The sequence below is a fragment of the Pseudomonas inefficax genome (assembly GCF_900277125.1).
Classification (GTDB): domain Bacteria; phylum Pseudomonadota; class Gammaproteobacteria; order Pseudomonadales; family Pseudomonadaceae; genus Aquipseudomonas; species Aquipseudomonas inefficax.
Genome location: NZ_OPYN01000232.1, coordinates 103,921 through 126,748 on the forward strand (window position 1 = coordinate 103,921; position 22,828 = coordinate 126,748).

Genomic DNA, 22,828 nt, shown 5'->3' on the forward strand with positions numbered 1-22,828 from the left:
CCCATGCGTTTTCTGTTGTGCGTGCTGTTTGGTCTGATGGCCAGTGCTGCGCAGGCGGCACCGGCCACCAAGGCCTACATGAGCATCATCATCGACGACCTGGGCCAGAGCAGCGAGCGCGACAGCCGTACCCTGGCCCTGCCCGGCCCGGTGACCATGGCGATCATGCCCGACACCCCACATGCCACAGATTTTGCCCGTCAGGCACACAAGGCTGGCAAGACGGTGATCCTGCACATGCCCATGGACCCTGCCACCGGGCCCTATGCCTGGCACCCAGGTGTGCCGATTGAAACGCTGGCCAAGCGGTTGGACATGGCGTTGAGCAAAGTCCCGTGCGCCGTTGGCGTCAATAACCACATGGGTAGCCGCATGACTGCCCAGGACGAGGCGATGGCCTGGTTGATGGCCGAACTGCAACGTCGTCACCTGTTTTTCGTAGACAGCCGCACCAGTGCTGCCACCGTGGCGGCGGCGCACGCACAGAAGATAGGCCTGGCCCACGTATCACGCGATGTATTTCTGGATAATGAGCGGTCGCTCGAGGCAATCGAGCACCAATTGCTCCAGGGTATCGTCCTTGCCCGCAGGCAGGGCTCGGCAGTGCTTATCGGCCACCCGTATCCGCAGACACTGGCAGTACTGGCGCGCGAGCTGCCCCGGCTGAAAAGCCAGGGCATCGAACTGATCAGCCTCGAGCAGATGATTGCCGAACGAGGCAACCAGACGATGCCTGCGCATCGCGGGCACCGTGCAGCTGCCCCAACTGGCCAGGTCAGCGGAACGGAATGATGCCCCTGGCCTGCTCAAGGGTCAGTTTGCCGCGATGCAACCGCTGACCTGCAATGGCAGCCAGGCGGCTACTTAGCCGACGCTGGCTCCAGGTCTTGAGATGGCCCACGGTAAAGTCCTCAGCGTTGGCATCATGTGTAGGCAAATGAAAATGCGCAGCCCAGAGGTTGCGTTTGCTTGGCAGGCGCACAATACGGTATTCATCAAAGACGCTACCATCCTGCATGGTCTGCCTTGCGGTGTATTCGACCCGGATCAAACCTTCGCCATGCAGGAAACGCAGCGCTTCAGCCGAAGGATATTTGGTATCGGTATACAGCGTTGTCAGTTGCAGCCTCTTCTCGTGGCGTAGGGTATCGGCGTCACGCTCAAGGCTTCTTATCAGCGCATCGTTTCCTCCGGCATCGCGCACCACATCAACCGCCTTGTCCAGTTTCTCCAGCTGCTGGTCAAACAACTGAGCAAGCAAGGTGCCTTTGATATCGTTCTCGACATAATCACTGGCCTTGGCTCGCACAGTGGTACTCTCATCCAGCAAAGCCTGGACCCACATCGGCAGGTCGCTCGGCGCGCTATCTTCGGTCAAGGATGGGCGCTTGCTGACACGCTGCACCCACTGGCCCTCCACCAGGTCAAAAGTCGCCAGCATCTCTTCACTGAACGCTTCGCGCACCTCGACGACAGGCTGGCCGTCGATCTCGACCTGCGTGCCGATCATCAGCTGGCCCTCGCGGTTGCGCACCACCCGCTGTTGCTCGGTGGAAACCAGATACGGTACACGTTTGCCCGCCGCTTCAACGGCTGGCTGCTGCAGCGCGGCGACCAGGCGCTGTCCCGCATCATGCTTCAATTGCTCGACATGCTGGCGGTACCGCTCAAGCATGGCAGGCTCTATCAGCTCGCCGCCATCACGCAGGATTCGAGCACTGTTGAGTAGTGCAGCAGAGTACTCATCCCATGCCTCCTGCAGGATCACCACCTGGTCTTCTGCCGAAAGATTGGCCAGGTCCAGCTCACCGTGCGCATCAGCCGCACTGCGCAGGGACAGCCCGACCAGTTCTTCCCGATAGGCAGCAACCGTCTGCTGGCCAGAAGCTGCGTCCAGGTGCAACGCCAGGTCCGCCAGGTTTTGAACCTGGTGGAAGCGCAGCTGGATCGTGGTGAATTTGCGCTCACGGATCAATTGCCCCACCGTTTGCTGGTGCTCGGGAATGACCGAGGGTATGACCAGCTCATCCGGCGAACTGGCCAGCAAATCATCCAGTACGATGCGCATGGCGAGCATGCGGTCCTGGTAATCAGCAACGATCGCTAAACGATCGCGAAGCGCGGCGTATTGTTCGCCAACTTCTGCCAAGGGCTTACCATCAAGGTTACTTTGCAGCACGCTCAGCTGAGGGTAGTCGGCCAGGATCTGGAACTCGTTGAAAACGAACTGGCTGTCGCGAATCAGGTCGACTCGGGTCGTGGTCTTATGCTCTTCAAGCACCGGGTCCCAGCTCCCCTTCCTGCGCTGGGTCGCATATTTGGCTTCTAGCATGGTCGATAACAGCTCTAGCCGATCCTGACCTTTGCGAACCGCTTCCTCCAGCGAAGTCGCCACCAGTTCCCGCGCTCGCACGATACGAGTCTTTAGCGTGGCAGTTTTTTCGTCATACTTGAGCGCCAGCGATTGCAAACCCGAGAGTTTCTCAGTCGGTGCCGAATCGATCTGCGACTGCAAACCACTGCGCAAGCGCTGTACGGTTTCAAGCTCGCGCCCAGCGGCGACAACATCAGAGCCTGCGCTTGCCACGTTCAACCTGACGTTTGCGATTTCAATGTCCAGGCGCGCAATTTGCGTATGCATGGCGTTGAACCGTGCGGCAATCCGAGCTGCGCCGCCCGGGGCGCCCCCGGCAAGGCGTAACCCGTTATCGATGCGCCAGACATCATTGATGAAGGTAAGCCAGGGCCCTGATGCGCCTGTGCCATCAACTACCCGAACACCCTGCGATAATACCTCCACGCGATAGACATCACCCGACATGGCGGCATAGTAGTTGCCATCGATGCGATACAACCCCGCGTTCACACCCTCAGGCAGGGGCCGCAAACCATCGATCGACACCTTCGAGCGCATGGCTTGCAACTGCTTGCGCTGTGCTGGCGGCAACCAGTTGAAGCCGTGCTGGCCGCGCCACGAAAAGTCTATCGCCTGGCCGACCAAGGGGATGAGTGCCTGCTCGACGGGTTTGACAGCCACTTCGCCGAACGCCCCTGTCTGCGCTCGGGAGCCTTCAAAGCTCAAGGTGCCAGGCAAGGCCTCGGGAGATACTTCAAGATTCGGTTGATGGGCGTGCAGCAATACCATCGAAAGGTTCAGCAACAGATCGGCAATGGCAGCAGGCCGGTCGAAATCGCTGCCCTGCTCCAGCGCCGTCAGGTCATGCTGCAACGACGTCAGCAGCTGCAAGAGCCAGGCTGCTGTAGCAACCGGGCCGCGCACCGCCAAGGTCACCACATCGAACAACAGCCAGGCCCCCTCAGTCAGGAGCGCCCAGCGGCTTTCGGCAGTGGAAACGGATTGCAGGTCTGCCAGCTCGATCAGCAAATCAGCATTGGCCTTGTAGAAACGTTCGTCGAGGTCGTTGAGCCAGTACTTGATGTCGAGCATCGCCGGGGCAGGACGCTCGGGCAACGCATACGGGTCGATGCCCAAGCTGACAATATGCGGCTCGGTGAAGCCACCTTGCTGGTAGATGCTCCTGGCGCCTGGCTCCATCCAGTCGAGGATGCTGGTTTGCAGCAACGACGACTCTTGCACGTGTTCAAGCAATGCGGCGAGGCTCGCATACTCGCGAACGGTGTCCTGCCGATACAACGGCCGGTACAACAACACCCTACGCGGCTCGGCACAGAACAGCACATACATGCCACGTACAGCGTCTTTGTGCGTAGAGGTGCTACTGCGCCTGAATGCCAGGGGGAAAATGGTCATTCTAGGCGTCTGCGGGTCCACATGGCCCGCGCAGAAATCAACCACGCACTGCAAACCGGTTTCGGACACCTTTTTGTCCAGCTTCCCAGCCAGGGCGCTCGCCAGTAATGCGCTTCGCCATTCCTTGCCAAAGCGCATCACACGCTCGGCCCGCCCGGTAGTATCGTTCAGTCGAGCAGCCACGTAGGTCGGATACTGGCCTCCGATATCGAGTTCAGTCACCAGCTGTGCAGCGGCCTTTGCAGTCAGCCAGGCCGGGCTTGCCTTGCCGTCCTTGCGACGAATCTGTTTGATGAAAGCACCCTTGAGCGAAGCAAGGTTGCCGATGGCGAACTGTGTCAGGGTCTTGCTGCCGACAAACACCAAGGGTTCACCACCACCTGCACCTGTCGCCGCCCCGCCCGGTACCCCGTTGGCGAGGTATAAATCCAGCAGCAGGTCATCGGGAGAGGTGTCATCGCCATGGTCCTCGGCGATCCGCTCACTCAACTTTTGGCGGGCGTACTCCGTTAATGGCGGGATGCCATCCAGCGCAGACACGCCATCGGCATCCATGTGGTGCAGCGCCAACTGCAGCAAAGCAGCACGCCATGCAAAACTGTCCTGCGGCGCACTGGCCGCAATTCCCGGGGGTGGTGCAACTGCTGCCGTCTCGTTCTCATAACGGAGGAACCAGGCGGCTGGATCGCTCAACCGGGCGTAGCACCGCTCAAGCTCGTCGATATCGGCAAAATTTTTGTGACGTAACAGGTCAAAGCGTTCGAACATGCCGTCGAGAAGCAGCGATACCTGTTGGGCAAACACGTTGCCCTCAACGCTGCAGCGGGTCCAGCTGAGACTGTCGAAGCTGTAGCGCTGGGCCAATTCGTCGCGCAAGCCTTCGCCGAACGCTGATAACGAGGCAAAACTACGGACAATGCCCGACGGGGCGCACCACAACACCATCTGACGGGCATCGGACTCGCCCATCACCAGCAGGTTGCTGAGCTTCTCCTGAAAATGCAGCGACCCACTTTCCAACTTGGCCTGCACAACAAACACCAAGGGCTGGTCCTTGCCACCGCTGATCAAGCCGCGCAAGCAAGCCTGCTCCTCTTTGTCCAGACCTTGTAACGGTAGACCGCGCAACAGGGCGGTGCGCAGCAGCAATTGCAACCAGCTGTCCCGGCTAACGTCAGCGCTCCCCTTGGCCCGCCAGTAGTCCAGCTGCGCTTCACAGAACCGCTGCGGCAACTGTTCAAGCAGTTCATTGAGCGGGGCCGACAAGCCGGCCAGTTGCCGCGTGGCAAATTCGCTGTCGGAGCCGGCGAAGCGGTAGTCTGCCGTCAAGCCCAGATTGTGATGACGCTCGCCGATTGGCTCCAGATCCAGCTCGCCAGGACCACGCAGGGCTTCGAGCACCCTGTCAAGTAAAGACTGTGTGGTCCAATAAGGCGTGTCAGGGTCTGGGCTATCAAGCATCAACGGGTCGGCATCCGACAGCGCTGGGGACACATAGGCAAGCCACGGTAGCTCAGCCAGCAAGACCTTTAATAATTGGCGACTGGCCACTTGACGTAACGTCGGACGGTCGGAGAACTGCCTGGCGGCTGCGTACTGGAAGTCGAAGGCGGGATGTTTCATGTAAAGCACCTCTGGGCAAAACCAGGAAGGTGCCTTGGCTGTATCAACCGCGCGGGTTACATAATGCTTGGGCAAAAAAAAGGCCTTGCATCCGGCAAGGCCCTTTGGATATAGCTGATCAGCTGTAGACACGCCCCAGCAACTGGCGGTGGCTCTCGAACTGATCCAGCACATCGCGCACAATCTGGTCCGGGGCAAAGCCCATCAGGTCGTACTCCTGGCTTCCATCGTGCAGGTACACCTCGGCGCGGTAGAAGCGCTGGCGCACTTCCGGCTCGCCCTCCACTGGTGCTTCGCTAGGCGCGGCCAGATAGCCGTCCAGGCTCACTTCATAGACGAACGGGTTGCCCTCTTCCATCATCACCCGCAGGCCCATCATGTTGCGCGATTGGCCGACACGGGTTTCCACCTCGAAGCCCAGGGTCTGCAGCTGCGCGGCCGCTTCCTTCAGCGCCGGGCTGACTTGCTTGTCCATGAAACGCTGCACCACGGCCTGGGTCGGCTGCAGTTCCAGCTGGGTCAAGCGCTCACTGAAGCCGCGACGGCCGCGGGCGGCCAGCTCGGCACGCTCCTGCTCGACCACCACATCCTGTTTCATGGCCTTGTACAGGCCGAACATGAACAGCACCAGCACGACCGAGAACGGCAGGCCCGCCAGAACCACCATGGTCTGCATGGCCTCGAAGTTACCGGCAAACAGCAAACCGATGGTGACCAGGGTGATGACCACCGACCAGAACACCACCATCCAGTGCGGGGCGTCTTCGTCTACCTTGCCGCCTTTGCACGACAGGTTGGCCATCATCACCGCGCCGGAGTCGGCCGGGGTCAGGAACAGCACGAAGCCGACGAACACCGCTACACCGATCACGATCTTGGCCGCCGGGAAGTATTCCAGCAGTTGGTAGATCGACATCGACGGTTGCTCCAGAGCGGTCTTGCCCAGCTCCACGGCGCCCTGGTTGATCACCAGGTCCAGCGCGGTGTTGCCGAAGATCGACAGCCAGGCCAGGGTGAAGCCCAGCGGGATCAACAGCACGCCGCTGACCAGTTGGCGAACGGTGCGGCCCTTGGAGATACGGGCAATGAACATGCCGACGAACGGACCCCAGGAGATCCACCAGGCCCAGTAGAACACGGTCCACAGGCCCAGCCAGCGCTCGGACTTGCCGGTTTCGCCTTCATAGACGTAGAGGTCGAAGGTTTTCAGCACGATGCCGTTGAGGTAGTCGCCGATGTTCTGCACGAAGCCGTTGAGCAGGTGCAGGGTTTCACCGCCCAGCAGGACGAAGATCAGCAGGCCGCTGAACAGCACGATGTTCAGGTTGGACAGGCGGCGAATGCCGTTTTCCACACCCGAGACCGCTGCCACGGTGGCAACGCCGGCCATGACCAGGATCACCACCAGCAGGTTGGTCTTGCTGTGGTCCATGCCGAACAGGTATTCCAGGCCGGAGGCCACCTGCATCGAACCGATGCCCAGGTTGGTCACCAGGCCCAGCAGGGTGACGAACATGCCGAAGATGTCCACGGCATTGCCGGCAGCGCCCTTGACCCAACGCTCACCGACCAGCGGGTACAGCGCCGAACGCAGGGCCAGCGGCTGGTTGTGGCGGTAGGCGAAGTAACCCACGGCAAGGCCGACCAAGGCGTAGATCGCCCAGCCATGCAGGCCCCAGTGCAGGAAGGTCAGCTGCAGGCCCTGGCGCGCTGCATCGAGGCTGGCAGAGGCGCCTTCCGGTGGGTTGAAGTAGTGGTCCAGCGACTCAGAGGCGCCGAAGTACAGCAGCGAAATGCCGATACCGGAGGAGAACAGCATGCCGGCCCAGGCGCCATAGCTGAAGTCGGGCTGGTCATCCTTGCCGCCAAGCTTGAGCTTGCCGTAGTCGGAGAAGGCCAGGTAGATGACGAACAGCAGGTAACCGCCGATTACCAGCATGTAGTACCAGCCGAAGGTGCGCGTCAGCCATTTCTGGGCCACGCCCAGCATTTGGCCGGCGGTTTCGGGTACAGCGATAAGCAAGGCAGTCAGAACGAGGATCATCAGCGCGGAGGTGAAGAACACCACGCGGTTGACCCGTACCCTCTCGGCCGGAGGGTTGGTAAGTGAGGCAGAACTCATTGCACGAATGCTCCGGGCAGTACGGCTGTGGAGGCTAATCAGTCTTTCCCGAGCAATTGGTGGAATATCCCCACTGCATCAGGTGTTATAAAAGCACCCTTGGAAACCGTGATCCCGAATCGATACGTTGCAAAAAAACAGACAGGTGGCCTGCTGAAAATGCCACGCCTCAGCCGAGGTGCGCGCATTCGTCACAGATCACCCCGCCCGCTCCAAGGGCCTGCCGCAGGGTCCATGACCGCACGGCAGAATCTGCATTTCGCATCGCTCATGCCCGTCAACGCCTTGTATTCCGGGGGTTACGCGATTTCCTGGGGTGTCAATCCGTGCCTTCTCGACCGCCTGAAAAACTGTCAATGGCACAAATTGTCGCAGAGCTTATTCTTTATTGATTGAACGTTCAATCAAAACAAAATAGACTGGCCTTCGCCGAGTCAGCCGCCCGTCGTCTGCTCGCAGGCCTGAGGAGATAGCAAGATGCCCAAGGTCGGTATGCAACCCATCCGCCGCCAGCAGTTGATCGAAGCCACGTTGCTGGCGGTCGATCAGGTCGGACTGGGTGACGCCAGCATTGCGCTGATTGCCCGTTTGGCCGGTGTGTCGAACGGCATCATCAGTCACTACTTTCGGGACAAGAACGGCCTGATCGCAGCGACGATGGGTTACATCATGAACATGCTCAACGAAGGCGTCAGAGCACGTCGCCAGGCCCTGACGGACGACAGCCCGCGCGCCCACCTGAAAGTGATCATCGAGGGCAACTTCGATGCCAGCCAGGTGAACGGCCCGGCGATGAAAACCTGGTTGGCCTTCTGGGCTTCCAGCATGCACCAGCCCGATTTGCACAGGTTGCAGCGGATCAACGACCACCGCTTGTATTCCAACCTGTGCTGTCAGTTCCGCCGCGCCCTGCCGCTCTACCATGCGCGCAAGGCAGCCCGCGGCCTGGCGGCTTTGATCGACGGCTTGTGGCTGCGTGGCGCCCTGTCGGGTGATGCATTCGACACCGACCAGGCGATACGGATTGCTTACGAATACATGGATCTACAACTGGCTAAACAGCACACCCTGGGTACAAACGACCAGGCCGCTGAACAAGCGCGCACGGCCCTAGCCAACCCGGCAGGAGCCTGACGCGCAAGCCAAACCACACACTGCACTTGCGAGGACACTATGGCCCGTTTCGGAACGCAAAAACTCTACATTGATGGCGCTTACGTCGACGCTGGTAGCGATGCCACCTTCGAAGCCATCAACCCGGCTACCGGCGAAGTCCTCGCCCACGTGCAACGTGCCACCGAGGCTGACGTCGAAAAGGCCGTCGAAAGCGCCGAGCGTGGCCAGAAAGTCTGGGCCGCGATGACCGCCATGCAGCGCTCGCGCATCCTGCGCCGCGCCGTCGAGATTCTGCGCGAGCGCAACGACGAGCTGGCCATGCTGGAAACCCTGGACACCGGCAAGTCGTACTCGGAAACCCGCTACGTCGACATCGTCACCGGCGCCGACGTGCTGGAATACTATGCTGGCCTGGTTCCGGCTATCGAAGGCGAGCAGATCCCGCTGCGTGAATCGTCCTTCGTCTACACCCGCCGCGAGCCGCTGGGCGTGACCGCCGGTATCGGCGCCTGGAACTACCCGATCCAGATCGCCCTGTGGAAATCCGCCCCGGCTCTGGCCGCCGGCAACGCGATGATCTTCAAGCCGTCGGAAGTCACCTCGCTGACCACCCTGAAACTGGCCGAGATCTACACCGAAGCCGGCCTGCCGAACGGCGTGTTCAACGTACTGACCGGCAGCGGCCGCGAAGTCGGCACCTGGCTGACCGAGCACCCACGCATCGAGAAAGTCTCCTTCACCGGCGGTACCACCACCGGCAAGAAGGTCATGGCCAGCGCCTCGAGCTCGTCGCTCAAGGAAGTCACCATGGAACTGGGCGGCAAGTCGCCACTGATCATCTGCGCCGACGCCGACCTGGACAAGGCCGCCGACATCGCCATGATGGCCAACTTCTACAGCTCGGGCCAGGTGTGCACCAACGGCACCCGCGTGTTCATCCCGGCTGAAATGAAGGCGGCCTTCGAGGCCAAGATCGTCGAGCGCGTTGCCCGCATCCGCGCTGGCAACCCGGAAGACGAAAACACCAACTTCGGCCCGCTGGTCAGCTTCCAGCACATGGAAAGCGTGCTTGGCTACATCGCCAAGGGCAAGGAAGAGGGTGCCCGCGTACTGTGCGGTGGCGAGCGTCTGACCGCCGGTGATTTCGCCAAGGGTGCGTTCGTGGCCCCGACCGTGTTCACCGACTGCACTGACGACATGACCATCGTCAAGGAAGAAATCTTCGGCCCGGTGATGAGCATCCTCACCTACGAAACCGAAGAAGAAGTCATCCGTCGTGCCAACGACACCGAGTACGGCCTGGCCGCCGGTGTCTGCACCAACGACATCACCCGCGCCCACCGCATCATCCACAAGCTGGAAGCCGGTATCTGCTGGATCAACGCCTGGGGCGAATCGCCGGCCGAAATGCCGGTCGGTGGCTACAAGCAGTCGGGCGTCGGCCGTGAGAACGGCATCAGCTCGCTGGCTCAATACACTCGCATCAAGTCGGTCCAGGTCGAGCTGGGCGGCTACAACTCGGTTTTCTAAACCCTGTCTAGCCACGCCCGTGCCGCTGCGCACGGGCGTTCCCGCTCCCTTATCACCGCCAACACGAGGGTACTTTCATGTCCCAAGAATTCGATTACATCATCGTCGGTGCCGGCTCGGCCGGTAACACCCTGGCGACCCGCCTGACCGAAGACGCCGGCGTCACCGTATTGCTGCTGGAAGCCGGTGGCCCCGACTACCGCTTCGACTTCCGCACCCAGATGCCAGCCGCCCTGGCCTTCCCGCTGCAGGGCCGCCGCTACAACTGGGCCTACGAGACCGACCCGGAACCGCACATGGACGGCCGCCGCATGGAGTGTGGCCGCGGCAAGGGCCTGGGCGGCTCGTCGCTGATCAACGGCATGTGCTACATCCGCGGTAACGCCATGGACTTCGACGGCTGGGCAGAACTGCCAGGCCTGGAAGACTGGACCTACCTGGACTGCCTGCCGTACTTCCGCAAGGCCGAAACCCGCGACATCGGCCCGAACGACTATCACGGCGGCGAAGGTCCGGTCAGCGTGACCACGCCAAAAGCTGGCAACAACCCGCTGTTCCACGCCATGGTCGAAGCCGGCGTGCAGGCCGGTTACCCGCGCACCGAAGACCTCAACGGCTACCAGCAGGAAGGCTTCGGTCCCATGGACCGTACCGTGACCAAGAACGGCCGCCGTTCCAGCACCGCTCGCGGCTACCTGGACCAGGCCAAGAAGCGCCCGAACCTGACCATCGTCACCCACGCCCTGACTGACCGCGTGCTGTTCGACGGCAAGCGCGCCATTGGCGTGACCTACCTGGTCGGCGACAGCGAAGAGCGCGTCGAAGCCCGTGCCCGCAAGGAAGTGATCGTCAGCTCCGGCGCAATCGCTTCGCCGCAATTGCTGCAGCGCTCCGGCGTTGGCCCGCGCGCCCTGCTGGAAAGCCTCGACATCCCTGTGGTGCACGACCTGCCGGGCGTTGGCGAAAACCTGCAGGACCACCTGGAACTGTACCTGCAGTACGCCTGCACCCAGCCGGTGTCGCTGTACCCGTCGCTGCTGTGGTGGAACCAGCCGGCCATCGGTGCCGAGTGGATGTTCAACGGCACCGGCATCGGCGCCAGCAACCAGTTCGAGGCCGGTGGTTTCATTCGTACCCGCCCTGAATTCAAGTGGCCGAACATCCAGTACCACTTCCTGCCGGTCGCGATTAACTACAACGGCTCCAACGGTGTGAAGGAACACGGCTTCCAGGCGCACATGGGCTCGATGCGCTCGCCAAGCCGTGGCCGTATCCAGGCCAAGTCGAAGGACCCGCGCCAGCACCCGAGCATCCTGTTCAACTACATGGCCACCGAGCAGGACTGGCAGGAATTCCGTGACGGCATCCGCCTGACCCGCGAAATCATGGCCCAGCCGGCGCTGGACCCGTACCGTGGTCGCGAGATCAGCCCGGGCGCGCACGTGCAGACCGACGAAGAACTGGACAAGTTCATCCGCGAGCACGCAGAAACCGCCTTCCACCCGTCGTGCTCGTGCAAGATGGGCACCGACGACATGGCGGTGGTCGATGGCGAAGGCCGCGTGCATGGCATGAAGGGCCTGCGTGTGGTCGATGCGTCGATCATGCCGATCATCATCACCGGCAACCTCAACGCCACCACGATCATGATCGCCGAGAAGATCTCGGACAAGATCCGTGGCCGCAAGCCGCTGCCGCGCAGCACCGCCAAGTACTACGTGGCGGGCGATGCACCGGTGAAGGGCAAGCCGATGCGTGAAGTGAAGCAGGCCTGATAAATCCCGGGGGCCGCTTTGCGGCCCATTCGCAGCGCAAGGCTGCTCCTACAGGAATACCCACTCCCCTGTAGGAGCAGCCTTGCGCTGCGAAGAGGCCCACCCAGGCAACACCAGAAAGGCACCCACCGCGGTGCCTTTTTTTCATCTGCAGAAACGCTTTACAGCCTGCCAATTCATCAGGTTAGAATCGATTGGCACGCGACTTGCCAGTCAAGTCCTCTTTCCGCAATACCCCGGAGTACCTGCCTTTGGATGCAAGCACCATCAACAGCCTGTTCCTGATCGGCGCATTGCTGGTGGGCGCAAGTATCCTGGTCAGTTCGCTGTCGTCGCGCCTGGGCATTCCTATCCTGGTCATCATCCTCGCCGTCGGCATGGTCGCCGGCGTCGATGGTGGCGGCATCATCTTCAACAACTACCCGACCGCCTACCTGGTGGGCAACCTGGCGCTGGCCGTGATCCTGCTCGACGGCGGCCTGCGCACGCGGGTGGCGAGCTTCCGCGTGGCACTGTGGCCGGCGCTGTCGCTGGCCACCATCGGCGTGATGATCACCACCGCCCTCACCGGCCTGGTCGCCGCCTGGCTGTTCGACCTGAGCCTGATCCAGGGCCTGCTGATCGGCGCCATCGTCGGCTCCACCGACGCCGCCGCGGTGTTCTCGCTGCTTGGCGGCAAAGGCCTGAACGAGCGGGTCACCGCCACCCTGGAGATCGAGTCGGGCAGCAACGACCCGATGGCGGTGTTCCTCACCGTTACCCTGATCGACATGATCGCCAGCGGCCAGACCGGCCTGCACTGGAGCCTGCTCACTCACCTGCTGCGCGAGTTCGGCATCGGCGGGCTGCTGGGCCTGGGCGGCGGCTGGCTGATGCTGCAACTGGTCAATCGCATCAAGCTGGCTGGTGGCCTGTACCCCATCCTGGTGATCGCCGGCGGCCTGGTGGTGTTCTCGTTGACCAACGCCCTGCACGGCAGCGGCTTCCTCGCCGTGTACCTGTGCGGCCTGGTGCTGGGCAACAAGCCGATCCGCAGCCGCCACGGTATCCTGCACATGCTCGACGGCATGGCCTGGCTGGCGCAGATCGGCATGTTCCTGGTGCTGGGGCTGCTGGTCACGCCCCACGACCTGCTGCCCATCGCCCTGCCGGCGCTGGGCCTGGCGCTGTGGATGATCCTGGTGGCGCGGCCGCTGTCGGTGGTCGCCGCGCTGCTGCCGTTCAAGGCTTTCCATGGCCGCGAAAAGGGCTTTATCTCCTGGGTCGGCCTGCGCGGTGCGGTACCGATCATCCTTGCGGTGTTCCCGTTGATGGCGGGTCTGCCGGACGCCCAGCTGTTCTTCAACCTGGCCTTCTTCATCGTGCTGGTGTCGCTGCTGGTGCAAGGCACCAGCCTGCCGTGGATGGCCAAACTGCTGAAAGTGACGGTTCCGCCAGACCCGGCACCAATCTCCCGTTCTGCCCTGGAAGTGCACATCACCAGCGAGTGGGAAATGTTCGTCTACCGACTGGGCGCCGAAAAATGGTGCATCGGCGCCGCCCTGCGCGAGTTGAAAATGCCCGAAGGCACGCGGATCGCCGCGCTGTTCCGGGGCGAACAGTTGCTGCACCCGTCGGGCAGCACCGTGCTGGAAGTGGGTGATATGCTCTGCGTGATCGGCCACGAGCACAACCTGCCGGCTCTGGGCAAACTGTTCAGCCAGGCGCCACAACGTGGCCTGGACCTGCGTTTCTTCGGCGACTTCGTGCTCGAAGGCGATGCCGAACTGGGTGCGGTGGCAGCTCTGTACGGCCTGAAACTCGACGGCCTGGATGCGAAAATGCCGCTGGCCCAGTTCATCCGACAGAAGGTCGGAGGCGCTCCAGTAGTAGGTGACCAGGTCGAATGGCATGGCACGATCTGGACCGTGGCCACCATGGACGGGAACAAGATCCAGAAAGTGGGCGTCAGATTCCCCGAAGGAACGCGACCCGGACCAGGATTGTTCCTCTAAACTTCGTTTCTGCCGGATCCACAAGTAATCTGCCTATGTCTCTGCGCGTGTACCTTCGCACAGCCCTCCTCGGGCTGTGTCTGTCTCTCTCTTTTGCAGCCACTGCAGCAGAAGCCCCGACCACCGCCAGCATCCAGAACAGCCTCGACAAGATCGCCGAGCGCAAGCTGCCCGAGGCCGAGCAGAAAGCCCTGCAGCAGGTGCTGGAGCAAACCCTCAGCCTGCTCGCCAGCAAGGAAGACAACGAGAAGAAACTCGCCGCGCTGAAGCAGCAGCTGGCCGGCGCGCCGAAAGAAACCAGCGACAGCCAGCGCGAACTGGCCAAGTTCAAGGAAAGCAAGCCTCAGCCGGTCGCCCAGCGTTACGCCACCCTGTCGGTGCCGCAACTGGAGCAGATGCTCAGCGAGCGCAGCACCCTGCAGGGTGAGCTGCAGAAGGCGTTGTCCGAAGCCAACAGCCTGATCATCAACTCGCAAACCCGCCCGGAACGCGCCCAGGCCGAAATCAGCAGCAGCCAGGCGCGTACCCAGCAGATCAACAACATCCTCAAGACTGGCAAGGACGCCGGCAAACCGATCAACGCCGACCAGCGTAATCAGTTGAATGCCGAACTGGCCTCGCTAAACGCGCTGACACTGCTGCGCCGCCAGGAGCTGGCCGGCAACAGCCTGCTGCAAGACCTGGGCAACGCCCGCCACGACCTGCTGATCGAGCGCGCCGCGCGCCTGGAGCAGGAAATCCAGGACCTGCAGACCCTGATCAACGACAAGCGCCTGGCCCAGTCCCAGGAAGCGGTCACCCAGCAGTCGATCGAAGCCCAGAAAGCCGGCGGCAGCAGCCTGCTGGCCACCGAAAGCGCGGTCAACCTCAAGCTCTCCGACTACCTGCTGAAAAGCACCGACCGCCTCAACGAACTGACCCAGCAGAACCTGCGCACCAAGCAGCAACTGGACAGCCTGACCCAGGCCGACCAGGCGCTGGACGAGCAGATCAACGTGCTCAAGGGCAGTCTGCTGCTGTCGAAAATCCTATACAAGCAGAAGCAGACCCTGCCGCACCTGAAGGTCGATCGCGACCTGGCCGACCAGATCGCCGACACCCGCCTGTACCAGTTCGAAGTCAACCAGCAACGCGAGCAGATGAGCAGCCCGGTCACCTACGTCGACAAACTGCTGGCTGCCCAACCACAGGAAGAGGTGACGCCACAGCTGCGCAAGGCCTTGCTGGAAGTGGCGATTACCCGCAGCGACCTGCTCGAGCGGCTGAACCGCGAGCTGTCGGCGCTGCTCAACGAATCGATCACCCTGCAGCTCAACCAGAAGCAGCTGCTGGACACCGCCCAGAGCCTGCGCACCACCCTCGACGAGCAGATGTTCTGGATCCCCAGCAACAAGCCGCTGGACTGGGACTGGCTGCGCTATGTGCCGGAGCGCCTGGCCGACCAGGTGGCCAACCTGCCGTGGGGCTCGGGCCTGAAGGAGCTGGGCGACGGCCTGAGCCAGCGCCCGTTGCTGTTCCTGCCGCTGCTGCTGGTGATCGGCGCCCTGCTGTGGCGGCGCAAATACCTGTACCAACGGCTGGGCAAGGTGCACCAGGACATCGGCCACTTCCGCCGTGACAGCCAGTGGCACACGCCCCAGGCGATCCTCATCAACATCCTTCTGGCGATGCCGGTCAGCCTGGGCCTGGCCCTGTGCAGCTACGCCCTGCAGATCGACGCCCGCGGGCAGAATGCCAACCTCGGCGCCGCCCTCTGGCAACTGGCCCAGGCCTGGCTGGTGTTCTACACCGCCTACCGCATCCTCGCCCCGGGCGGCGTGGCGGAAATCCACTTCCGCTGGCACAAGCCGCAGGTCGAGTTCCTGCGCGGCTGGGTGCGCCGCCTGGGCACCGTGGTACTGGCACTGGTCGGTGTGGTGGCGGTGGCCGAACATCAGCCTTCAGCCCTGGCCGATGATGTGCTGGGCATCGGCGTGGTGCTGACCTGCTACGCCCTGATGGCCTGGCTACTTAGCCGCCTGCTGCTCAGCAGCCCGGCACACCGCGACACCTCGCTGTTCCGCAAGGCCGTGGGCGTGGCCTTCACCGCCCTGCCCATCGCCCTGTTCGTGGCCGTGTGCTTCGGCTACTACTACACCGCGCTGAAACTTACCGACCGTCTGATCTATACCTTGTACCTGCTGCTGTTCTGGCTGGTGATCGAAGCCGCCTTCGTGCGTGGCCTGTCGGTGGCGGCACGGCGCCTGGCCTACCAGCGCGCACTGAGCAAACGTGCAGCGGCCAAGGAAGGGCTGGATGGCGAAGTCATCACCGAAGAACCAACGCTGGACATCGAACAGGTCAACCAACAGTCGCTGCGCCTGATCCGCCTGGCGCTGCTTGGCGGCTTCATCGCTGGCCTGTACTGGGTGTGGTCGGACCTGATCTCGGTGTTCGCCTACCTCAACAACTTCGTCCTCTACGAATACACCAGCGGCACCGGCGCCGCCGCCAGCATGGTGCCGATCAGCCTCGGCGACCTGCTGGGCGCACTGGTGATAGTCGGCATCACCTTTGCCCTGGCCGGCAACTTGCCGGGCCTGCTGGAAGTGCTGGTGCTGTCCCGCCTGAACCTCGCCCAGGGCAGTGCCTACGCCACCACCACGCTGTTGTCGTACACCATTGTCGGTATCGGCATCGTCAGCACCCTGTCGACCCTGGGGGTCAGCTGGGACAAGCTGCAATGGTTGGTGGCCGCGCTGTCGGTGGGCCTGGGCTTCGGCATGCAGGAGATCTTCGCCAACTTCATCTCCGGCATTATGATCCTGTTCGAGCGCCCGGTACGGATCGGCGACACCATCACCATCGGCAACCTGTCGGGCACGGTGAGCAAGATCCGCATCCGCGCCACCACCATCACCGATTTCGACCGCAAGGACATCATCGTACCCAACAAGACCTTCATCACCGGCCAGCTGATCAACTGGTCGCTGACCGACACGGTCACCCGGGTAACGCTGAAGCTGGGCATCGACTATGGCTCGGACCTGGACCTGGTGCGCGATCTGCTGCTCAAGGGCGCCCACGAAAACCCACGCGTGCTCAAGGACCCGGAGCCGATCGTGTACTTCCTCAACTTCGGCGAGAGCTCGCTGGACCACGAGCTGCGCATGCACGTACGCGACCTGGGCGATCGCAACCCGACGCTGGACGAGATCAACCGCTACATCAACCGCGAGTTCAAGGCCCACAACATCAAGATCTCGGTACGCCAGGTCGAGGTGTTCCTGATGGACTCGAAGGGCGGCAAGCAGCAGCTGATTCCAATGGAACAGCCGAAACCGGATGGCACTGCTTCGGCCTGAGTGGGCTCTAATACTTTATTCTGTGCAGAATCCCTGCGAGGGCTTCGCCCTCGTTCGCGGGCACGCCCGCTCCCACAAGGGCCGCGCCGCTCTCAGGCACTGCGCAATACCTGTGGGAGCGGGCTTGCCCGCGAAGGGCCGCAAAGCGGCCCCAGTCCATCAATCTCTGGAGCCGGCCCCGTGAAAGCCCTCGACCAACTCACCTTCGACAACCGCTTCGCCCGCCTGGGCGACGCGTTCTCCACCCAGGTCCTGCCCGAACCCATCGCAGACCCACGCCTGGTGGTAGCGAGCGAGTCGGCCATGGCGCTGCTCGACCTCGACCCGGCCCAGGCAGCACTGCCGGTTTTTGCCGAACTGTTCAGCGGCCACAAGCTATGGGAAGAGGCCGACCCGCGGGCGATGGTCTATTCCGGCCATCAGTTCGGCTCCTACAACCCGCGCCTGGGTGATGGCCGCGGTCTGCTGCTGGCCGAAGTGCTGAATGACCAGGGCGAGCACTGGGACCTGCACCTCAAGGGCGCCGGACAGACGCCCTACTCGCGCATGGGCGATGGCCGTGCTGTGCTGCGTTCCTCGATCCGCGAGTTCCTTGCCTCCGAGGCCCTGCACGCCCTCGGCATTCCCAGCAGCCGGGCACTGTGCGTGATCGGCTCGAGCACCCCGGTGTGGCGCGAAACCCGCGAGAGCGCGGCCATGCTCACCCGCCTGGCGCAGAGCCATGTGCGTTTCGGGCATTTCGAATACTTCTACTACACCAGGCAACCAGAACAACAGCGCGTGCTGATCGACCACGTACTGGAGCAGCACTACCCCGAATGCCGCGATGCCGAGCAGCCCTATCTGGCCATGTTCCGCACCATCGTCGAGCGCAATGCCGAGCTGATCGCCCGCTGGCAGGCCTATGGCTTCTGCCACGGGGTAATGAACACCGACAACATGTCGATCCTCGGTATCACCTTCGACTTCGGCCCATATGCCTTCCTCGACGACTTCGACGCCAACTTCATCTGCAACCACTCCGACGGCCGTGGCCGCTACAGCTACGCCAACCAGGTACCGATCGCCCACTGGAACCTCAGTGCACTGGCCCAGGCGCTGACCACGGTGATCGAAGTCGAACCGCTCAAGGAAGCGCTGGGCCTGTTCCTGCCGCTGTACCAGGCACACTACCTGGACCTGATGCGCCGGCGTCTGGGCCTGACCACCGCGGAAGACGACGACATGGCGTTGGTAGAGCGCCTGCTGCAGCGCATGCAGAGCGGTGGCGTGGACTACAACCTGTTCTTCCGCAAGCTGGGCGATCAGCCGGTGGCCGAGGCGCTGAAGGTGGTACGCGACAACTTCATCGACCTGGCCGGCTTCGACGCTTGGGGCACCGACTACCTGGCCCGCTGCGAGCGCGAAGCGGGCAATGCCGAGGGTCGGCGGGAACGGATGCACGCAGTGAACCCGCTGTATGTATTGCGCAACTATCTGGCACAGAAGGCCATCGAAGCGGCCGAAGCGGGGGATTACAGTGAAGTGCGACGGCTGCATGAGGTGCTGAGCAAGCCCTTCGAAGAGCAGCCAGGGATGCAGGCCTACGCCGAACGCCCGCCGGAATGGGGCAAGCACCTGGAAATCAGCTGCTCATCATGAATCCTGGGGCCGCTGCGCGGCCCATCGCGACACAAGGCCGCTCCTACATGGGTACGCGGACTCCTGTAGGAGCGGCCTTGTGTCGCGATGGGCTGCAAAGCAGCCCCAAAAATCTCAAGGAAACGACATGTCCGAACCACTGGTAATCCCCTGCCCCCACTGCAACGGCCTCAACCGCCTGCCCGCCGAGCGCCTGGGCGACGCGCCGAAATGCGGCCGCTGCAAACAGGATGTGCTGCTGAGCACCCCCTTCGAACTTACCGAAGCCAGCTACGCCAGCCAGATTAAAGGCGACCTGCCGCTACTGGTCGACATCTGGGCTGACTGGTGCGGCCCGTGCAAGTCCTTCGCCCCCACCTTCGAACAGGCCGCCCGCCAGCTGTCCGGCCGCTGCCGCCTGGCCAAGCTCGACAGCGAAGCCAACCGCAACCTGGCCGGGCAACTGGGCATTCGCTCGATCCCCAACCTGCTGCTGTTCAGGAATGGCCGTGAAGTCAGCCGCCAGGCCGGGGCGTTCCCACTCCAGTCGTTGCTGGATTGGTTGCGTAGCCAGGGGGTCTAAGCGTTCTCTTCGAGCAGCGAATGCAACTCGACAAACTGCTGGGTCAGCTTGTGCTTGGGCTCAAGGTGAATCAGCGGCAGGCTGGCATGGTGCGACTCACGCATTTTCACCGAGCTACCCAGGTACACCGGTAGCACCGGCAGGCCTTCTTCCAGCAGTTCGTCGAGCATCTGCTGCGGCAGGCTGGCGCGAGACTGGAACTGGTTGACCACGATGCCTTCGACCACCAGTTCTTCGTTGTGATCTTCCTTGAGCTCTTCGATCTCGGCCAGCAGGCCGTACAGTGCCTGGCGCGAGAAGCTATCGCAGTCGAAAGGGATCAATACACGATCGGCGGCGATCAGCGCGGAAACCGCGTAGAAGTTCAGTGCTGGCGGGGTATCGATATAGATCCGCTCGTAGTCCTCGTCCAGTTCGTCGAGGAGCTTACGCAGCTTGTTGATCTTGTGCTTGGCCTCCAGCTTGGGCTGCAGGTCGGCCAGTTCAGCCGTGGCGGTGACCACGTGCAAGTTGTCGAACGGGGTTTCATAGATATCGACCTTGTTCTTCTTGCTGAACGGCCCGCTGGACAGGCTCTGCTTGAAGAAATCGGCAATCCCCATGGGGATGTCCTCGCCGGTGAGGCCGGTGAGGTACTGGGTCGAGTTGGCCTGGGCATCCAGGTCGATCAGCAGTGTCCGGTAGCCTTCATTGGCACTGACCGCCGCCAGGTTGCAGGCAATGCTAGACTTGCCCACGCCACCTTTCTGATTGAACACCACGCGCCGCATGATTGACCTCCGTGTATCAACGAATGCCCGAGTATGTGGCGCCGCTGCGGCAATGGCCAGTGCCATTTGACCGGGAGCGACAGTCTTGCGCTGCCTGCCCTGGCCCATCGCCGGCAAGCCAGCTCCCACACCGACCGCGTTAGCCTTCAGCCATCTGCAGTCCCTGTGGGAGCTGGCTTGCCGGCGATGGGGCCAGATCAGCCAACTACACTACCCCGCCAGCCACCTGCCCCGTAAGCAACTCCGCAAATGCCTTGGCCATCACCGAATTGCCCCGCTCGCGCTGCACCAGCCACACCGCCGACATCGCCCCTTCATCCAGCAGCGTGCGATAAACCACCCCCTCGATGCGCATGCGCTGGAACGACGCCGGCAGCACCGATACCCCAAGCCCTGCCGACACCAGCCCGATGATGGTCATCGCCTCCCCCGCCTCCTGAGCAAAATGCGGGCTGAAACCCGCCTCGCGCGCCAGGCTCAGCAACTGTGCATGCAACCCGCTGCCATAGCTGCGCGGGAAGAATACGAACGGCTCATTGGCCAGGGCGGCCATGTGCACGCCATGCTCCGTGCCTTCGGCCAATGGATGCGAAGCATTGATCACCGCCACCAGCGGCTCGCGAAACAGCTCGGTGACCACCAGCCCTTCCGGCAGCGGCATCGGCCGCATCAGCCCGACCTCGATGGACTCGTCGAACACCCCTTCTGCAACGTCGCGACTGCTCATTTCCTTGAGGCTCAGGTGCACCGCCGGGAAACGCTGACGGAAAGCGTGGATGGCCTTGGGGATCTTCGAAGTGAACGGTGCCGAGGAGGTAAAGCCGATCTTCATCTCCCCCAGCTCCCCCAACTGCGCACGCCGGGCAACATCGGCAGCCTTTTCTACCTGCGCCAGCACCTGGCGGGCTTCCTCGAGGAACAACCGCCCTGCCTCGCTCAGCTCGACTCGACGGTTGGTACGCTCGAACAGCCGGGCCCCCAGCTCCTGCTCCAGCGCCTGGATCTGCTGGCTCAAGGGTGGCTGCGAAATACCCAACTGCTGGGCGGCGCGGCCAAAATGCAGCTCGTCGGCCACGGCGATGAAGTAACGCAGATGGCGCAGTTCCATGATCACCTCCGAACAGGTCGTCAAACCTATCAAATAGGTCGAACAATATATTGGATCTAATCATTAGCCAGCTATATGCTTTTTTCATTGCGCCAGAGGTACCCGCCCGTGAAAACTGCTGTAGCTCCCCTTTCCAACGAGCCCGAACCTGCCCCGCTGAACGAAATGTGGATCGAAAAAGGCACCCCCGCCTTCATGAAGACCGTGCTGGCGCTATTCAGCGGCGGCTTCGCCACCTTCGCCCTGCTGTACTGCGTGCAGCCGATGATGCCGTTGCTGTCGAAGGAATTTGCCATCAACGCGGCGCAGAGCAGCCTGGTGCTATCGGTGTCCACAGCCATGCTGGCGTTCGGCCTGCTGATCACCGGCCCTATCTCCGACCGCATCGGGCGCAAGCCGGTGATGGTGTTTGCCCTGGTTTGCGCCGCCCTCTCCACCCTGGCCAGCGCGGTGATGCCGAGCTGGGAGCTGGTACTGGCTACCCGCGCCCTGGTCGGCTTGTCGCTGAGCGGCCTGGCGGCTGTGGCGATGACCTACCTGAGCGAAGAAATCCACCCGCAGCACATCGGCCTGGCCATGGGCCTGTATATCGGCGGCAACGCCATTGGCGGCATGAGCGGGCGCCTGATCACCGGCGTGCTGATCGACTTCGTCAGCTGGCACACAGCGATGCTGACCATCGGCGGCCTGGCCCTGGTGGCGGCGCTGGTGTTCTGGAAGGTGCTGCCCGAATCGCGCAATTTCCGCCCGCAGGCGATGAACCCACGCAGCCTGCTGGATGGCTTCGTCATGCACTTCAGGGATGCCGGCCTGCCCTGGCTGTTCCTCGAAGCCTTCCTGCTGATGGGCGCTTTCGTCACCCTGTTCAACTACATCGGCTACCGCCTGCTGGCCGAGCCCTACCACATGAACCAGGCGCTGGTCGGCTTGCTGTCGGTGGTTTACCTGTCGGGCATCTACAGCTCGGCACAAGTCGGCGCGCTGGCCGACAAGCTGGGCCGGCGCAAGGTGTTCTGGGCCAGTATCGTGGTGATGGCTAGTGGCTTGCTGATGACGCTGGCCAGCCCGTTGGTGATGGTTATCATCGGCATGCTGGTATTCACCTTCGGCTTCTTTGGCGCGCACTCGGTGGCCAGCAGCTGGATTGGCCGGCGGGCTTTGAAGGCCAAGGGGCAGGCGTCGTCGCTGTACCTGTTCAGTTATTACGCAGGGTCGAGCGTGGCCGGGACGGCGGGCGGGGTGTTCTGGCACCAGTGGGGCTGGAATGGCATCGGGCTGTTCATCGGCAGCCTGCTGGCGGTGGCTCTGCTGGTGGCGTTGCACCTGAGCAAGTTGTCGCCTAAATCGAGCTGAACCTCGGGGGCCGCTTTGCGGCCCATCGCGACACAAGGCCGCTCCTACAGCGGAACGCGATTTCCCTGTAGGAGCGGCCTTGTGTCGCGATGGGCTGCAAAGCAGCCCCAAAATCTCG

General features: G+C 62.4%; 13 protein-coding genes. 9 read left to right on the top strand and 4 right to left on the bottom strand.

Translation table 11 applies throughout. The features are described 5' to 3' along the window. Positions 1-3 precede the first annotated feature (3 nt). The gene (locus JV551A3_RS29285) at positions 4-792 is read left to right on the top strand and encodes a divergent polysaccharide deacetylase family protein (RefSeq protein ID WP_133975988.1); all 789 of its coding nucleotides are present in this window, start codon (positions 4-6) and stop codon (positions 790-792) included. On the opposite strand, the gene JV551A3_RS29290 is transcribed toward JV551A3_RS29285, so the two are convergent. Next, positions 776-5,395: a dermonecrotic toxin domain-containing protein gene (locus JV551A3_RS29290; RefSeq protein WP_235874653.1), complete on the bottom strand. Its 4,620-nt coding sequence runs from the start codon at positions 5,393-5,395 to the stop codon at positions 776-778. The two genes, JV551A3_RS29285 and JV551A3_RS29290, sit on opposite strands and share 17 nt — an antisense overlap. A 118-nt stretch (positions 5,396-5,513) precedes the next feature. After that, a complete protein-coding gene (locus JV551A3_RS29295) occupies positions 5,514-7,460 on the bottom strand; it encodes a BCCT family transporter (protein ID WP_235874657.1) in 1,947 nt (648 codons plus the stop codon). A gap of 534 nt (positions 7,461-7,994) precedes the next feature. Between JV551A3_RS29295 and betI the strand changes: the two genes are divergently transcribed. The 7 genes from betI to trxC all read left to right on the top strand — a co-directional run bounded on the left by betI (position 7,995) and on the right by trxC (position 19,479). Then, entirely contained in the window at positions 7,995-8,651 is a 657-nt protein-coding gene (betI, locus tag JV551A3_RS29300) for a transcriptional regulator BetI (RefSeq protein WP_112249611.1), read from the top strand. 39 nt (positions 8,652-8,690) lie between these two features. After that, the gene (gene betB / locus JV551A3_RS29305; protein WP_133975992.1) at positions 8,691-10,163 is read left to right on the top strand and encodes a betaine-aldehyde dehydrogenase; all 1,473 of its coding nucleotides are present in this window, start codon (positions 8,691-8,693) and stop codon (positions 10,161-10,163) included. Between the two features lie 77 nt (positions 10,164-10,240). After that, a complete protein-coding gene (gene betA / locus JV551A3_RS29310; protein ID WP_112249615.1) occupies positions 10,241-11,938 on the top strand; it encodes a choline dehydrogenase in 1,698 nt (565 codons plus the stop codon). 251 nt (positions 11,939-12,189) lie between these two features. Continuing rightward, positions 12,190-13,932 carry a potassium/proton antiporter gene (locus JV551A3_RS29315; RefSeq protein ID WP_025340945.1) on the top strand — a complete coding sequence of 581 codons (1,743 nt, stop codon included), beginning with the start codon at positions 12,190-12,192 and terminating at the stop codon, positions 13,930-13,932. A gap of 35 nt (positions 13,933-13,967) precedes the next feature. Continuing rightward, on the top strand, positions 13,968-17,276 hold the full coding sequence (mscK, locus tag JV551A3_RS29320; protein ID WP_133975994.1) for a mechanosensitive channel MscK: 3,309 nt from the start codon (positions 13,968-13,970) through the stop codon (positions 17,274-17,276). A gap of 180 nt (positions 17,277-17,456) precedes the next feature. Further along, a complete protein-coding gene (selO, locus tag JV551A3_RS29330; RefSeq protein WP_133975998.1) occupies positions 17,457-18,917 on the top strand; it encodes a protein adenylyltransferase SelO in 1,461 nt (486 codons plus the stop codon). A 127-nt stretch (positions 18,918-19,044) separates the two neighbouring features. Further along, the gene (trxC, locus tag JV551A3_RS29335; protein WP_133976000.1) at positions 19,045-19,479 is read left to right on the top strand and encodes a thioredoxin TrxC; all 435 of its coding nucleotides are present in this window, start codon (positions 19,045-19,047) and stop codon (positions 19,477-19,479) included. Here trxC and JV551A3_RS29340 read toward each other — a convergent pair. After that, a complete protein-coding gene (locus tag JV551A3_RS29340; protein ID WP_133976002.1) occupies positions 19,476-20,249 on the bottom strand; it encodes a ParA family protein in 774 nt (257 codons plus the stop codon). The two genes, trxC and JV551A3_RS29340, sit on opposite strands and share 4 nt — an antisense overlap. A gap of 205 nt (positions 20,250-20,454) precedes the next feature. Continuing rightward, positions 20,455-21,357 carry a LysR family transcriptional regulator gene (locus tag JV551A3_RS29345; RefSeq protein WP_133976004.1) on the bottom strand — a complete coding sequence of 301 codons (903 nt, stop codon included), beginning with the start codon at positions 21,355-21,357 and terminating at the stop codon, positions 20,455-20,457. Between the two features lie 75 nt (positions 21,358-21,432). On the opposite strand from JV551A3_RS29345, the gene JV551A3_RS29350 reads away from it, so the two are divergent. Next, a complete protein-coding gene (locus JV551A3_RS29350) occupies positions 21,433-22,710 on the top strand; it encodes an MFS transporter (RefSeq protein WP_372239062.1) in 1,278 nt (425 codons plus the stop codon). Positions 22,711-22,828 lie beyond the last annotated feature (118 nt).